This is a genomic window from Pseudomonas sp. LBUM1669 (assembly GCF_059695705.1).
The window spans coordinates 2,746,709-2,761,980 of sequence record NZ_CP166784.1 but is presented as its reverse complement, the minus strand read 5'-3'; the positions used below and the strand labels follow the sequence as shown (position 1 = coordinate 2,761,980).

15 protein-coding genes are annotated in these 15,272 nt (G+C 57.9%); 9 read left to right on the top strand and 6 right to left on the bottom strand.

Translation table 11 applies throughout. From position 1 onward, the window contains the following. Window positions 1-12 precede the first annotated feature (12 nt). The 4 genes from ACA051_RS12880 to tspO all read left to right on the top strand — a co-directional run bounded on the left by ACA051_RS12880 (window position 13) and on the right by tspO (window position 6,201). On the top strand, window positions 13-2,049 hold the full coding sequence (locus tag ACA051_RS12880) for an LTA synthase family protein (protein ID WP_497310148.1): 2,037 nt from the start codon (window positions 13-15) through the stop codon (window positions 2,047-2,049). A gap of 371 nt (window positions 2,050-2,420) precedes the next feature. Beyond that, window positions 2,421-4,676 carry a catalase/peroxidase HPI gene (gene katG, locus ACA051_RS12875; RefSeq protein WP_497310147.1) on the top strand — a complete coding sequence of 752 codons (2,256 nt, stop codon included), beginning with the start codon at window positions 2,421-2,423 and terminating at the stop codon, window positions 4,674-4,676. Window positions 4,677-4,881: 205 nt separating this feature from the next. Continuing rightward, window positions 4,882-5,697 carry a DUF1206 domain-containing protein gene (locus tag ACA051_RS12870; protein ID WP_497375074.1) on the top strand — a complete coding sequence of 272 codons (816 nt, stop codon included), beginning with the start codon at window positions 4,882-4,884 and terminating at the stop codon, window positions 5,695-5,697. A gap of 63 nt (window positions 5,698-5,760) precedes the next feature. Continuing rightward, entirely contained in the window at window positions 5,761-6,201 is a 441-nt protein-coding gene (gene tspO / locus ACA051_RS12865) for a tryptophan-rich sensory protein TspO (RefSeq protein WP_497310146.1), read from the top strand. 37 nt (window positions 6,202-6,238) lie between these two features. Here the strand turns inward: tspO and ACA051_RS12860 are convergent, their stop codons facing one another. Then, a complete protein-coding gene (locus tag ACA051_RS12860; protein WP_497310581.1) occupies window positions 6,239-6,697 on the bottom strand; it encodes a winged helix-turn-helix transcriptional regulator in 459 nt (152 codons plus the stop codon). 125 nt (window positions 6,698-6,822) lie between these two features. Between ACA051_RS12860 and ACA051_RS12855 the strand changes: the two genes are divergently transcribed. Then, complete coding sequence (locus ACA051_RS12855) at window positions 6,823-8,106, top strand: MFS transporter (RefSeq protein WP_497375072.1); 1,284 nt, start codon at window positions 6,823-6,825, stop codon at window positions 8,104-8,106. Then, window positions 8,103-8,999 (top strand): EamA family transporter, encoded by an 897-nt coding sequence (locus ACA051_RS12850; protein WP_497375070.1) that lies wholly within the window; start codon window positions 8,103-8,105, stop codon window positions 8,997-8,999. Before ACA051_RS12855 ends, ACA051_RS12850 begins: the two co-directional genes overlap by 4 nt. Before the next feature lie 56 nt (window positions 9,000-9,055). Here ACA051_RS12850 and ACA051_RS12845 read toward each other — a convergent pair whose 3' ends face one another. Continuing rightward, the gene (locus ACA051_RS12845; RefSeq protein ID WP_497310143.1) at window positions 9,056-9,292 is read right to left on the bottom strand and encodes a hypothetical protein; all 237 of its coding nucleotides are present in this window, start codon (window positions 9,290-9,292) and stop codon (window positions 9,056-9,058) included. Between the two features lie 157 nt (window positions 9,293-9,449). Between ACA051_RS12845 and ACA051_RS12840 the strand changes: the two genes are divergently transcribed. The 3 genes from ACA051_RS12840 (at window position 9,450) to ACA051_RS12830 (ending at window position 11,595) form a co-directional block, all read left to right on the top strand. Then, a complete protein-coding gene (locus tag ACA051_RS12840; protein ID WP_497310142.1) occupies window positions 9,450-9,905 on the top strand; it encodes a VOC family protein in 456 nt (151 codons plus the stop codon). Window positions 9,906-10,069: 164 nt separating this feature from the next. Then, complete coding sequence (ycaC, locus tag ACA051_RS12835) at window positions 10,070-10,702, top strand: isochorismate family cysteine hydrolase YcaC (protein ID WP_219094879.1); 633 nt, start codon at window positions 10,070-10,072, stop codon at window positions 10,700-10,702. A 599-nt stretch (window positions 10,703-11,301) separates the two neighbouring features. Beyond that, window positions 11,302-11,595 carry a fructose-bisphosphate aldolase gene (locus ACA051_RS12830; protein ID WP_311096037.1) on the top strand — a complete coding sequence of 98 codons (294 nt, stop codon included), beginning with the start codon at window positions 11,302-11,304 and terminating at the stop codon, window positions 11,593-11,595. A gap of 186 nt (window positions 11,596-11,781) precedes the next feature. Here ACA051_RS12830 and ACA051_RS12825 read toward each other — a convergent pair whose 3' ends face one another. The 4 genes from ACA051_RS12825 to ACA051_RS12810 all read right to left on the bottom strand — a co-directional run bounded on the left by ACA051_RS12825 (window position 11,782) and on the right by ACA051_RS12810 (window position 15,251). Beyond that, window positions 11,782-12,252, bottom strand: a complete 471-nt coding sequence (locus ACA051_RS12825) for a GNAT family N-acetyltransferase (RefSeq protein WP_497375068.1) — start codon at window positions 12,250-12,252, stop codon at window positions 11,782-11,784. Between the two features lie 271 nt (window positions 12,253-12,523). Then, window positions 12,524-12,955: a hypothetical protein gene (locus ACA051_RS12820; protein WP_497375066.1), complete on the bottom strand. Its 432-nt coding sequence runs from the start codon at window positions 12,953-12,955 to the stop codon at window positions 12,524-12,526. Window positions 12,956-13,000: 45 nt separating this feature from the next. Continuing rightward, window positions 13,001-13,549, bottom strand: coding sequence for a cupin domain-containing protein (locus tag ACA051_RS12815; RefSeq protein WP_497375064.1), 549 nt, complete (start codon window positions 13,547-13,549; stop codon window positions 13,001-13,003). Window positions 13,550-13,967: 418 nt separating this feature from the next. Then, window positions 13,968-15,251: an NAD(P)/FAD-dependent oxidoreductase gene (locus tag ACA051_RS12810; RefSeq protein WP_497310132.1), complete on the bottom strand. Its 1,284-nt coding sequence runs from the start codon at window positions 15,249-15,251 to the stop codon at window positions 13,968-13,970. Between the last annotated feature and the right edge of the window lie 21 nt (window positions 15,252-15,272).

The following is a 15,272-nucleotide window of genomic DNA, read 5'->3' as shown; positions in this document are numbered from 1 at the left end:
AGGGGAACAGGGATGGGTTGGCTGCACTCGAGACGTTTACATTATTGGCTAGGCGCTACAGCGATTGCGTTTGTGCTGTTTGCACTGCTGAGGGTGGTGTTCTTCTTCGGCTTTTCCGGGTTCGAACCCAAAGCCCTGATCGACACAAAGAGCGTCTGGGAAACCCTGAGCATCGGCTTCAGTTTCGATCTGCGCCTGGCCATTCTGACGATGTTGCCGTTGGCGTTGCTGGCCTGGATCCCTCGCTGGAACCTGCTCGGCAGCCGTCTGCTGCGCCGCATCGCACGCGTCTACCTGATCGCAGCCCTGAGCGTGCTGTTGCTGATCTACATCATCGACTTTGGCCATTACGCCTACCTGGGCGTGAGGATCAACGCCACCGTGCTGCGCTTCATCGAGGATGCGCAGATCTCCCGCGACATGGTTTGGCAGACTTACCCGGTGATCTGGATTTCACTGGGTTGGCTGGCGACGGTCGCGCTGGTGACACTGGCCCTGGTGCGTCTGGAACGCGTCACGCTGGACCGCCCTCGCAAGGCCATTCGCAAGCTCTCCGCGACGTGGGGCGGTGCGTTGATGGTCGTCTTGGTGCTGCTGGGCATTTTGGGTCGTGTCGAAAACATGAACCTTGAAAACCCCGTTCCGTTGCGCTGGAGCGATGCGTTCTTCTCGGGTAATAACCAAATCGCCGCGCTGGGCCTGAACCCGGTGCTGTTTCTCTACGATACGGGCAAAGTCGGGCAGTCGCGTTATGACGAGGCGCAGGTGCGCGAACATTACGCGGTCATGGCCAACTACCTGGGCGTCGACAAGCCCGACCCGCAGACCCTTGATTTCGTGCGGCACCAGGCGCCCCAACCGTACAAGATCCCGGGCTCGCGTCCCCCGAACGTGATGTTCATCATGCTTGAATCGCTGGGCACCAGTGCCGTCGGCGCTTACGGAAACCCGATCAATCCGACGCCCAATCTCGATCGGCTAGCCACCCAGAGCTGGTTCTTCGAGCACTTCTACGTGCCAGTGACGGGGACCGCGAAAACCGTCTGGGCCAGCATCAGCGGGGTGCCTGATGTCACTCGCCAGGAAACCGCGACGCGTAATCCTCTGATCACCCAGCAAAACACGCTGATCAATGCGTTCACCGGTTACGAGAAGATCTACACCATCGGCGGCAACTCCGGCTGGGCCAATATGAATGCCCTGATCCGCCAGAGCATCGACGGCGTGCGTTTGTTCGAAGAGCGGGACTGGAAATCGCCGGTGGTGGATGTCTGGGGTATTTCCGATCTGGACCTGTTCAAGGAAACCGACCAGATCCTGCAAGCACTGCCCAAGGACAAACCGTTCTTTGCCTATGTGCAGACGGCCGGCAATCACCGCCCGTTCACGATTCCAAAAAGCAATGACGGCTTCGAGGTCAAGCACCCTACCCTGGCCGAAGTACAGGCCGCTGGATCGCGCAGTGTCGAGCAGTACAACGCCGTGCGCCTGCTGGACTTCAACCTCGGCCGCTTGATGGAAATCGCCAAGGCCGGCGGTTGGTACGAAAACACCATCTTCGTGATGTTTGGTGACCACAACACCCGGATCGCGCAGATCCCGTTCCTGGCTCCGGCCTACGAGCAACTGGGCCTGGAAAGCAACGCGGTGCCGATGATCATCCACGCACCAGGCCTGATCGGAACGCGCGAGGTCAAGGAAGCGGTCGGCCTGGTGGACTTGCTGCCTACCGTGGCGGGGATGGCCGGTCTTGAGTTTCGCAACAGCGGCATGGGCCGTGATATCCAGCAGCCCGCGCCCGAGGGCGAGCGCGTGGTGCCACTGGTGTTGCGTGAGGGCACGTTCCCGCTGATTGCCGGCGTAACTCAACACTACATGGTGCAGATGGAGCACGACGGCAGCTCGCCGACCCTTCACGACCTGGCCTCGATGACACCACGGGACAACGTTGCCGAGAAAAACCCTGAAGAGTTCAAACGCCTGTCAGCGCTGACCCGGGCCATGCATGAAACCTCACGGTTGATGCTGTACCAGAACGTTCGAAAGTAACCGCTCAAGCCTGCAAACCCGCGTCTATGCTCCAGATAGACGCGGGCCCTCCCCGCGACATCCGTAAAAGACTCTGCCTATCACTCCCCAATACTCCACCTATTAGCTGACTTCCCGAGTGGGGTCTAACCTGTATCCAGCGCTGGCGGAACAAGCTGGCCGGTTTAGTGCTGATAAGGAGACAGGAATGAGTCCGAAGCTTGACTAGGCCATCCGTGGGCCACCGCCGCAGTACAGAATCCCGTGTGGTCCAGACAATCAGTTGATCCAACTGTGGGTCCTGCAGCCTATGTCATTGAGTTCGCTCGTTGCTATCTCACGCCCACCCCGGGCCGATAGCCGGATGAAACACGACCAAAGGTAGCTCACACATGGCAAATGAATCGAAATGCCCGTTCAATCACGCCGCTGGCGGTGGCACGACGAACCGCGATTGGTGGCCGAACCAACTGAATCTGAAGATCCTGCACCAGCACTCGTCCCTTTCCGACCCCACGGATGAGGGTTTCAACTACACCGAAGCATTCAAGACCCTGGACTTTGAGGCGGTCAAGCGCGACCTGACGGCGCTGATGACCGATTCACAAGACTGGTGGCCGGCGGACTTCGGTCACTATGGGCCGCTGTTCATACGCATGGCCTGGCACGCCGCCGGCACGTACCGCACGGGCGATGGTCGTGGCGGTGCCGGCTCGGGTCAGCAGCGCTTTGCACCGCTCAACAGCTGGCCGGATAACGTCAGCCTCGACAAGGCGCGCCGGCTGCTCTGGCCGATCAAGCAAAAGTACGGTCGTAAAATCTCCTGGGCCGACCTGATCGTCCTCACCGGCAACGTCGCGCTGGAGTCCATGGGCTTCAAGACCTTTGGTTTTTCCGGTGGCCGTGCGGACGTCTGGGAACCGGATGAAGACGTCTACTGGGGCTCGGAAAACAAATGGCTGGGCGGCGACACCCGCTACGGCAAAGAAAACGCTCCCGTGGAAGCTCCCGGTGACGGCCCTCTCGTCGCCGAACCCGGTAAAAACGAGGAGAGCCGTACCGAGCACGGCCGCAACCTCGAAAACCCGCTGGCCGCCGTGCAAATGGGCCTGATCTACGTCAACCCCGAAGGCCCGGAAGGCGAGCCAGACCCGGTCAGATCCGCCTTAGACATCCGTGAGACCTTCGGCCGCATGGCAATGAACGACGAAGAAACCGTGGCGCTGATTGCCGGCGGCCACGCCTTCGGCAAAACCCACGGCGCCGGACCTGCCGACAACGTCGGCGCCGAACCCGAAGCGGCGGGCCTCGAAGCCCAGGGCTTTGGCTGGAAGAACAGCTTCGGCACCGGCAAAGGCCCGGACACCATCACCAGCGGCCTGGAAGTGACCTGGACCACCACGCCCACCCGGTGGAGCAACAACTACCTGGAAAACCTGTTCGGCTTCGACTGGGAACTGAGTAAAAGCCCGGCCGGTGCGCACCAGTGGGTCGCCAAAAACGGCGCCGGTGCCGGTACCATCCCGGATGCTTTCGACCCGTCCAAACGGCGTAATCCGACCATGCTGACGTCGGACCTGGCCCTGCGATTCGACCCGATCTACGAACCGATCTCGCGGCGTTTCCTGGCCAATCCGGATCAGTTGGCCGACGCCTTCGCCCGTGCCTGGTTCAAACTGATCCACCGCGACATGGGCCCCCTCTCCCGCTACCTTGGGCCAGAAATGCCCAGCGAAGAACTGCTGTGGCAGGACCCGATCCCGGAAGTCGACCACGCGTTGGTCAACGACAGTGATGTCGCAGCGCTCAAGAACAAAGTGCTTGCTTCGGGCCTGAGCGTCTCGCAGCTGGTATCGACGGCTTGGGCGGCGGCGTCCACCTTCCGTGGCTCCGACAAACGTGGGGGCGCCAACGGCGGTCGCCTGCGTCTGGCGCCGCAGAAATCCTGGCAAGCCAACCAGCCTGAGCAACTGGCGAATGTGCTGGCGAAACTCGAGAGCATCCAGAGCGAGTTCAACAACAGCGGCAAGAAAATCTCGCTGGCCGACCTGATCGTGCTGGCGGGTAATGCAGGTGTCGAACAGGCGGCAAAAAATGCCGGTCACAGCGTCACGGTGCCGTTCACACCAGGGCGGATGGACGCCTCGCAAGAGCAGACGGATGTCGAGTCTTTCGGTTTCCTCGAACCCATCGCCGATGGCTTCCGTAACTACCTCAAATCCCGCTACACCGTGTCGGCCGAGCATCTGTTGATCGACAAGGCGCAACAGCTGACATTGACCGCGCCAGAAATGACCGCGCTCGTAGGTGGCCTTCGCGTGTTGAACACCACCGTCGGGCAATCAAAACACGGCGTGTTCACCCAGCAGCCAGAGGCGTTGACCAACGACTTCTTCAAGAACCTGCTGGACATGGGGGTGGAATGGAAACCGACCTCGGAGGCTAACGAGGCGTTTGAAGCACGCGATCGCAAAACCGGTGAAGTGAAGTGGACCGGCACGCGAGTTGATCTGGTCTTTGGCTCTCATGCGCAATTGAGGGCGCTGGCTGAGGTTTACGCGAGCAGTGATGCTAAAGAGAAGTTCGTGAAAGACTTCGTGGCGGCGTGGACCAAGGTGATGAACCTGGATCGGTTCGATGTGAAGTGATGCAAACGTTAAATCCATGAGGCCTGGAATGGGCCACCTTGATCCGGTGATACGGATGGGGGTGGCCCATGGTTTTTTGACTGGACTAGACGCCCTTTGCTTCAAGCGACACCCACCACCAGATGACGGATCAAACTCCACCTTCAATCGAACCCCTCCCAACCTGAAAGGTCTGCTGATTAGTACCTCTCTGGAATCAGCTCCCATGTCTGCGCACCAAAGCCTTGTTGTACTCGCTCGGGGAGGGTATGCCGCTCGCGGCGTTCTTTACCTGATCATTGGCATCTTCGCGCTGCTGGCGGCTCAAGACTCGACAAAACCGAAGGACACTCACCGGAGCCTGGAGGCCGTGTTAAGCCAGCCTTTCGGTTACGTTTTAGTCGGATTAGTGGTGGCAGGCCTGCTCGCCTTCGCCTGTTGGCGAGTGTTGCAAGCCCTGCGCGACGTCGATCATCACGGTAACAATATGAAGGGGCTGGTCATTCGGGCAGGACTGTTGGCAGGAGGTTTGGTCAACGGCGCGCTGGCGTTTTTTGCGCTGGGCTTACTCATCAGCGGCATCCAAAGCTCGGGCAAATCCGGCGGTGGACAAACCAAGGATTTGCTGGCGAATCTGTTGTCCTGGGAACACTCGAATGTCTTGGTGTACCTCGTCGCACTCATCCCTCTTGGCGTAGGCATCGCTCACATCATCAAGGGCTGGAAGTCGTCGTTCGAGAAATATTTTGAAGCGGACGAAGACGTCATGCGCTACGTCCGCCCAGTGTCTCGGTTCGGCCTGATCGCCCGGGGCATCGTCTTTATCGAGATCGCGCTGCTGCTGATCATCAGCGGCTCCCGCTATAAAGCCATGGATCCGCCCGGCATGAAGGAAGCCCTCGATGCGCTGCAGAATCTACCGGCCGGCGGCGTCATCTTGATGGTGATGGCCCTGGGGTTGATCGCCTTTTCGGTGTACAGCTTGTCCGAAGCCGTCTGGCGCAAGATCAACATGGATGTGCCTGGCGTACCGGGCGCCTAGCGGCATGAACGGCCGACAGGGTTTTGCACCCCCCACACAGCGGACCTCAACCAAGGACTGATGATGACTTTTCTGATTTTTCTTTTAGCCTGCGGTGCTGCGGCCAGTACAGGCCTTCTTTTCAAACCGGGCCAGTGGTACGAATCACTCGTCAAACCGAGCTTCACGCCACCCAACTGGCTGTTTCCAGTCGCCTGGTCGATTATCTATCTGCTGCTCGCCTGGGCCGGGTACCGGTTGTCCCTGATACCTGGAAGCCAGGTGGTGCTGGCGTTATGGGCGGCGCAGATTGCGCTTAATACGCTATGGACACCGGTGTTTTTCGGCGCGCACCGCCTTTTCGCCGGCATGGTGATCCTGACGCTGCTTTGGCTGGTGGTCGCAGCCATGGTGGTGATGGCGATGCGGCTAGATGTGATCACAGGCTTGATCCTGTTCCCCTACCTTGTGTGGCTTTGTGTGGCGGCGGCGTTGAATTTTTCCATCTTGCGCAATAACCGCTGATGACGAACTCCGAGTGGCCAACTCGACCGCTGTCGATTCACGACTCGCCGTCGACAAGTCTCACCCGGTGGCAGTCTGAGGGTCCCAGTTTTTGTCCGCTTGATGAACGAACATCCATCGGCATCAGGGTCTGGCCGGACGCGTTGTCCAACAGCACAGAACGCGTCTCCTGCGGCTCGAACAGGAAACGTTCGCCCCATTGCCTCATGCTGATCACCACTGGAAAGATCTCACGTCCTTTGTCCGTCAGGACGTACTCCTTGTAGGCGCTGCCATCTGACGCCGGTCGAACGTCGAAGACCCCGACTTCAACCAACGCTTTCAGTCGTGAGGCCAGAATATTTTTGGCCACGCCCAAGCTCTTCTGAAATTCGCTGAACCGGCGAATGTCGTCAAATGCGTCGCGAAGGATCATGAGCGACCAGCGATCCCCAATAACCTCAAGTGTTCTTGCTACCGGGCATTCGCTGCTTTGCGGTGAAGTGCCTTCGACCATCGTATTGACCTTTTGGATAACGGTTGCCAAGTCTGCCGACCAAGCTGGTTGCAATTTGAAACTTGATTCAGCAATAATCGAATCCAGTTGTTAATTGCAACCAGCTTAACGCCATGGAGGCGTTCATGACAGCAGATGCCGACACAATAGCCAAACGTAGCACCGGGCAGCCTGCAGGATTGCCGCCTGCGGAAACCGGAGAAAACAGTAGGACTGACCCGTCTTCGGGGCTTTCTCCGTCACTCACGTTATTGTTTTCTGTCACCTGCGCGCTGGCCGTCGCCAATGTTTACTTTGCCCAACCTTTGCTCGCTTCCATGGCTGAGAGTTTTGGCGTCACCTCAGGATTGATCGGGGTCGTGGTGACGGCCACTCAGGCTGGATACGCGCTGGGGTTGCTGTTCATCGTACCGCTGGGCGACAGGGTCAACCGTAAACGGCTGATTTTGACTCAAGTAATGCTGTCTGCCATAGCGTTGGCGGCCGTCGGCGCCTCGCAGCAATGGCTGGTGCTGCTGGGCGCCATGATCATGATGGGCTTACTCGCCGTGGTGGTTCAGGTGCTTGTCGCCTATGCCGCCGCGCTCGCAACGCCCTCACAACGCGGGCAGGCCGTTGGGACCATAACGAGCGGAGTTGTCCTGGGCATTCTGCTGGCGCGGTTTATCTCTGGGCTGATCGCAGATCTGGCGGGCTGGCGCGCCGTCTATTTCGTGTCCTCAGGATTGATGCTGACCCTCGCGGCGGTCCTGTGGAAAGTGGTGCCCGCCACGGCGTTGCCACGTAATCAAGACACCTACCCCGCGCTGATCCGGTCGCTCTTCAAGCTGTTCATGACCGAACCGGTTTTGCGGATCAGGGGCCTGTTGGCCTTGTTGATCTTTGCCGCTTTTTCCGTGCTGTGGACCTCCATGGTGCTGCCGCTGAGCGCTCCGCCACTGTCGCTTTCACACACGGCCATCGGCCTGTTTGGCTTGGCAGGCGTCGCCGGTGCCCTGGCTGCCAGAAGAGCCGGCCAGTGGGCCGATCGAGGTTTGGGACAACGGGTGACCGGCCTTTCGCTGGGGCTCCTGACGCTTTCCTGGTTGCCCATCAGTTTTGCCCAGACGTCCCTGATCGCGCTGGTCTGCGGTGTGATCTTGCTCGACTTCGCGGTGCAAGCCGTACACGTTACCAACCAGAGCCTTGTTTTTGCCGCACGACCCGACGCCCAGAGTCGCATGGTCGGCGCCTACATGTGCTTCTACTCGGTCGGCAGTGCGCTGGGGGCGGTCGCCGCGACTCAGGTTTATGCGCGCTGGGGCTGGACGGCTGTGAGCCTGCTGGGCGCATTAATCAGCGCTGCGGCTTTGGCGCTTTGGGTTTTTACGAGTCATCTATCACCGACCAATCAAGGACGATCAACATGAAAGCCAGACATCTGCTACTCGCCATCTCGATTACGGCCATTTGGGGTGTGAATTTTTCAGTGATCAAACTGGGCCTCACCACCATTGACCCGCTGATTCTTGCCGGCATTCGCTTCACGCTTTGCGCACTTCCAGCGATCTTTTTCATTCCGAAACCTGATGTGCAGTGGCGCTACATCATTGGTTACGGCCTGGTCTTCGGCATAGGACTCTGGGGCGTTGTCAACCTTGGCATCAAGTCGGGCCTCTCCGCAGGCATCGCTTCGCTGGTGCTTCAGTTCAGCGCGTTTTTCACGATCCTGCTGGGCTCATGGGTATTCAAGGAAACCATTTCCCGCTACCAACTGGCGGGCATGGGCATCGCCTTCTGTGGCTTGTTGAGCATCATCTCGATTGTTGACGGGACAGTGACGACGGCCGGGCTGATCCTGGTGCTGCTGGGCGCAGTGGCCTGGAGTGCGGCCAACGTAATCAACAAAAAAGCCAGGACCACTCAGGTCTTTGCTTTCCTGGTGTGGTCCAGTGCGTTTTCGCCCATCCCTCTTTTCGCGCTTGATTACGCGGTCAACGGCTCGACGGGTTACAGCGCATTGGTGAATCAACTCGACTACCGTGCCGTCCTGTCGATCCTGTTCCAGGTCTACCCCAACACCCTGTTCGGCTACTGGGTGTGGAATTCACTCCTGAAACGATACCCAGTGTCTACCGTCGCGCCGTTATCGTTATTGGTGCCGGTATTCGGACTGCTGGGTTCAGTCATGATTTTCAATGAGCCCCTGTCATTCAACAAAATCGTTGCAGTCGTTCTCATCGTATCGGGGCTTGGCGTCGGCTTATACGGAAAGCGTTTCCTCAGCGCCGTGCTCAGGCGAGCAGACCGATGCCCGTCGTGAGCGTTAGCCACGCGCCCGTCGACGGAGATCGACCGTACTCGTCGCTGTACCTGGCATCAACCGGGTTGATTCACGACCGTAATCTGTGTCAGTCCCACCCACCCAGCCTGCTCCAGAATCTGCGCCGGCGTCGCGTCCGCGGTGGGCATGATCAGGCTGTTCTCACCGTCCCCATAATGCAGCTGGAGCAAGTGCATCGCTGCCTCATGGACGGGTAACTGAGGCTGCTCCAGTTCGAACAGGTGTGTGCGGGGTTCGCCGTTGAAAAGGTAATCCAGGGTCCATTCATGCATGGTGGGATCCTCTTATGGAAAAAAGAACTGCTGATTATCCTGATCCGTTGGACAGCTCATGGTTCAACTGTTCGTCCACGAAACAGCCACACGAAAATTCTTCTAATGCTGAGGCAGCGGTCGTTACCATGGACACCGGTTCAACAGGAGGAACGCAATGGAGCTGAAGTTCAGTCACGTGGATGTACTGGTCAAGAACCTCGAAGAAGCCTGTACTTACTACGCACAGATACTGCAAGCCAGGATCTCTAAAACCCTTGTCTGGGAACGCGGTGGCCTACACGTGCGCTACGCGATTGCGTTGATCGGTCAGGAGCGATTCATGCTGGTTCAACCGCTGGCGGGGAACCTGAAGGCGCTTCTGGATTGCGCGGGCGAAGGCATGATTTACCGCCACTGCTACTCCACACCGGACATCGAGAAGGCCTATGACGAATTGATAGCCGCAGGTGTTCAGCCAGAAGACGAGAATGGAAAACCACTCGCCCGCGCGAACCTGCAATCTCCGTCCGGAACCCGCATCATCTGGCTGCCCAAGCGCTTCGGGCACTTCTCCATCGAGATATTGGAAGACAAGGCGTTGGAGGCCTTTATCGAGGATGCGTTTGCCTGAATGGGGCTGCGGTGAATGTCCGCTTTCGCCCGGGCGGGGCCTCGATTGTCCCATCCGAGTTGACAGTCAAACCGTTTTCACCCTCTTTTTCCCCTTCCTGCAGATCATTAATCTGAGCCCATGTTGAACGAAGCCACTTACCCCTCCCGAGAAAGGATTTCATCATGAGCAAAGCCACTTACAACCGCCTGAACAAAGACGACGCCGTAGTCCTGATGATCGACCACCAGACCGGTCTGATCTCGCTGGTGCAAGACTTCTCGCCGAACGAGTTCAAAAACAATGTGCTGGCCCTGGCTGACGTCGCCAAATTCTTCGAACTGCCGACCATCCTGACCACCAGTTTCGAACAAGGTCCCAATGGTCCGCTGGTCCCGGAGCTCAAGGAAATGTTTCCAGACGCGCCCTACATTGCCCGTCCTGGTCAGATCAACGCCTGGGACAACGAAGACTTCGTCAAGGCGATCAAGGCGACCGGCCGCAAACAGCTGATCATTGCCGGTGTCGTGACCGACGTGTGCGTGACCTTCCCGACGCTGTCGGCCCTGGCTGAAGGGTTTGAAGTATTCGTGGTCACGGATTCTTCCGGCACCTTCAACACCACCGTGCAACAGGCTGCGTGGAACCGCATGACGCAAGCCGGTGCGCAAATGATGAACTGGTTCTCGGTCGCCTGCGAGTTGCAGGGCGACTGGCGCAACGACATCGAAGGCTTGGGTAACTTGCTGTCCCAGCGCATCCCGAACTATCGCAACCTGATGAACAGCTACTCGGCATTAGCCGCCCGTCAGGCGTAAGACCTGACACGCAAAAACCAAGGCCCGCTTTTGCGGGCTTTGGCAATCTTTTGATATTTCATATCCGAAAATCGTGTAGGAAACCACCCACTGTGGCGAGGGAGCTTGCTCCCGCAGGGCGGCGAAACCGCCCCCAACCCCGCCAAAATTTTAAACATGCCCACATCCCGTAGCCGCTGGCGAAGCCTGCGTTCGGTTGCGCAGCAGCCGCAAATCCGGCACGCAAGGTCTACCTGACACTAAACAACCTCTGGATTCACGTCAGTTACTCCACCGGATGCTGCTCCCCGACAGCCCCCGCAAATCCGATTTTCCGTCCTACAACCCCGTTTGCAGGCACCCAAATCGACGCCTATATTCGACCCGTCGCTGACCAAAGTTAGCGATTGGGTTTCGCAGCCCTGCAGAAGTGATCACACCGCTAAAAACAACTGTGGCAAACTTTGCCGCCGTTACGTTTTATGGCGGCTGTGTGTGGGAGACCTTCGGGTCTGCCGGCTTCGATCTCTTCTCCGGTCTGCGAACCCGCACATAGCTGCCACCCCTTTGTTTCGCAGCAGAAAGGTGGCGCCTCATAATTCCTTGAAGAGCTCATCCTTATGTCCACAAACAACACGCCCCGCCGCTTCACCCCCATGTCCCAACTCGCCACCGACTATCCCGTCCTGCTCATCGACTATGACGCCCCGCTGCGCGAACTCCACAACTGCCTCAGCGAACGCCTCAACGCGGTCCTCAAATACCTCAACCTCATGGCCTGTACCAGCCTCCCCGACTACGCCGAACACGACATAAACACCGTCACCAACATCGCCCGGATCATGGTCCAGGATGTGAGCGATGTGTTTCGGGTGATTGAGCAGCGTGGGTTTGATGCACCCAAGAGTCAGTGATCAAAGTTGAGCCGTAAAAAAACCCGCACTGAGTTGCGGGTTTTTTATTTTGTTCAGGCCTGTCGAGTTGGCGAGAGGATTGTCTTCTCTATCAGCGCAGCGACATCCTTCGCACCAAAACACCTTTTCCACCCGCATTACAGCGGATTTTTCATGACCTGTTGTCACCCCTGCCCGCCTTCCCAGTCAAGGCAAAAGCCCCTTCACCATTGGCACACACGCCAACTGGAGCCCTGAAGGCGAATGGTAAATAGCAGATTCGTCACCCACAAAACCGCAGCGGCGGTAAAAATCAGCTGCGTTCAACGTAGCGTCCAGATTGACCGCCTTCAGGCCCAACTCCCGCGCCAGGCATTCCAGATGGCTGAGCATCTTCAAGCCGATGCCTTGTTGCATGAAACCCGGCAGCACAAAGATCGCGCCGATTTCGCTGTTCCCCAGATCAAGCATTCCAGTCGCCACCGGCTCACCCTGAATACAGCCCAGGTAAAAGTGTTTGTCCATCAGGTCGCTGTAACCGTCCTTGGCCGCGCCTGCCGTCCAGGCAAGCATCTGTTCTGCGGTATAGGCGCCGATGCATTGGTGCCGTATCGCTTGAAGGCGGATATCGAATGCGGTTTGGGCATCGCTTGGCTGGGCGCGTCTGATCTCTAGCATTTCAATCTCCTTGAGCCATCGGTGGGCGGAGAACTAAAAAGCCCCGTCCATCTCTGGCGGGGCCTTGGGTAACTACGTCAAATCCTGTGAACGCATGACCTCACGGCCCGCCAAAAGCGGTCATGGAAGTGCACATCATGTTCATGCGGGGGATGTAGGTCATGGGTCGATAGTGTTTTGGATGATCCGGCTTGTCAATTTTGAGGGGGAAAATAAAGGCGACCCCTTTTACCTCATTAACATTCTGGGGTTTGCCCGAAAGCAACATCACCTAACGCCGGCGACCTGGCTTCCACACATAGTGACTAAAGACAAAGACGGCAGCAGCGAAGGCAATAAACAGCGAGCCAACGGCAAGCCAACGAGGCAAATCACTCAAGAATTGGATTTTATCTATTTGAGGGATAGACAGAATGGTCCCAATTGAAGCGCAGGTGACGACGCCGATTATCGAGGCTCGCACGCTTGTGTATTTGCCATCCAACGTTTCATCGAACTCAATTTTTCGCATCATCGGAGCGTAGTAACGCAAGCCGAAAAAACAGAAGATCCCGTAAGTGAAAAGCCCTACAGCGTTGAAATATGCGTCTTCCAGAGTGGTCAACTCCTTCAGGCCCAGCATCACTATCAGAGTGTAAAAAGCTGAACAGGCGAAGACCATTGGCCATGCCCAGAGGTAGTAGCGAAACGTTCGAGCGTCCATAAACACATAATCCATTATGGGGGAGGCTATGAGGTTGTTAGCTGATCAGAAGTTAGCCGGGGTGTTGGCGCTGATGATTTCCGCTTCATCCTGGCCAATATTGCGAAACTTGTGAGGCAGCGTCGTCGGAAAGTAATACCCGTCGCCAGCATTCAGCACACTGATCTGCCCATCAACCGTCAACTCAACCGTCCCCCGCGTAACCAACCCACACTCCTCCCCTTCCGAATGCACAATCGGCTCTTCCCCCGAACTCGCCCCCGGCGCGTACTGCTCGCGCAAAAAGCGCATCTGCCGGCTCGGCACGGGCGCGCCAATCAGCAGCAATCGCAGCCCATGACGGCCAAGATCCGGCTGTTCATTAGCCCGAAACACGTATTGATGCTCGCGCGGCGGTTGGTCGAAGGTGAAGAAGTCCGCCAAAGACATCGGTATGCCTTCGAGCAGTTTTTTGAGGGAGCTGACGGAGGGACTGACGCGATTCTGTTCGATCAGGGAGATGGTGGCATTGGTGACGCCGCTACGCCGGGCCAGCTCGCGCTGGGACATTTTGTAGCTTTCGCGTACTAATTTGAGTCGTGAGCCCGTGTCCATGACAGCCTTATGCGAGAAATACTTAAGGGTTATGGGGGTGGATGGCGGGCGACTTTTGGCCGCGAAAGTACCGCTTCCCTGTCCCGGAAATGTGAAAGGCGGGTATTAAATCACGTTTGTTGGTGTTGCTCAGCAGGTTCGATAACTGGTTAGTGAAAAAGCTGAAGTTGCTCATGCCAGAACGTTTGGCGATGTAGGTTTTGGGGGTGTCAGGTGGCGATGATGGTGGCTGATTTGGCGTCATCGCGAGCAGGCTCACTCCTACAGTTTTGGCCGGGGCGTATGCACATTTTGTGCACGTCATAGATCTCCTGTAGGAGTGAGCCTGCTCGCGATGGCGGTGTGTCTGGCGACGTCGATGTTGACTTTGCCGCCGTCTTCGCCAGCAAGCTTGGCTCCTACAGGGATTGCGTTGGGCTTAGATACCGAACCGATCACGCAGTGCGTAGTACGCGGCGCCCATGGCGGTGAGTGGCGCCTGGAAGGTACGGCCACCGAGCATCGGCATGTGCGGGAGCGAGGCGAACGCGTCGAAGCGTTCGGCGTCGCCGCGGATCATTTCCGAGATCAGTTTGCCGGCCAGGTGCGAACAGGTGACGCCGTGTCCGCTGTAGCCTTGCATGTAGTAGGCGTTTTTCTCGATGCGGCCAAATTGCGGCATGCGCGACATGGTCAGCAGGAAGTTGCCGGTCCAGCGGTAGTCGATCTTCACGTCCTTGAGTTGCGGGAAGGTCTTGAGGATTTTCGGCTTGATCAGTTGCTCGATGTCGTCCGGTTCGCGGGCGCCGTAGACCACGCCGCCGCCGTACAGCAGGCGGTTGTCGGCGGTGAGGCGGTAGTAGTCGAGCAAGTAGTTGCAGTCTTCGACGCAGTAGTTGTTTTTGATCAGGCTGCGCGCAACCTTTTCCGACAACGGTTCAGTGACGACGATTTGCGAGCCGCACGGCATGCTTTTGCGCGTGACGCGGTTATCGAGGTCTTGCGGCAGGTAGGCGTTGCCGGCGATCAGCAGGTACTTGGCGCGCACAACGCCTTTGGCGGTGCGCACGGTGATCGGTTCGCCGTAGGTGATTTCCACCGCTGCCGATTGTTCGTAGATCTTACCGCCCAGGCCGATGATGGCCGAGGCTTCGCCGAGGGCCAGGTTCAGCGGGTGGATGTGACCGCCCTGCATGTCGAGCAGGCCGCCGACGTAGTTGTCGCAACCGACTTCGCGCTTGATGTCCGCCGCGTCGAGCATGGTCAGGTTTTTGTTGCCGTAACGCTCCCAGCTGTTTTTCTGTTCGGCCAGGCCTTTGAGCTGCTTTTTGTTCAGCGCGGCGAAGATGCCACCCGGCTTGTAGTCGCACTGGATGTCGTAGTGCTGTATGCGCTGACGGATGATGTCGGCGCCTTCGAAGATCATGCTGCCGAGGACTTCAGCGGTCTTGTCGCCGTAGCGCTCTTCGATGACATCGACGTCGCGGCTGTAGGAGTTGACCAGTTGGCCGCCATTGCGACCGCTGGCACCGAAACCGACTTTGGCGGCTTCGAGTACGGTCACGCTGTAGCCCGCTTCGCAGAGGAACAGGGCCGAGGACAGACCGGTGTAGCCGGCGCCAATGATGCAGACGTCGCAGTCCACTGCTTGTTCCAGGACGGGGAAGTCGCCGGTGAAGTTGCGGGTAGCGGCGTAGTAGCTGTTTACGTGCGTTTGTTTCATAGATTTCTCCGATGGCCACCG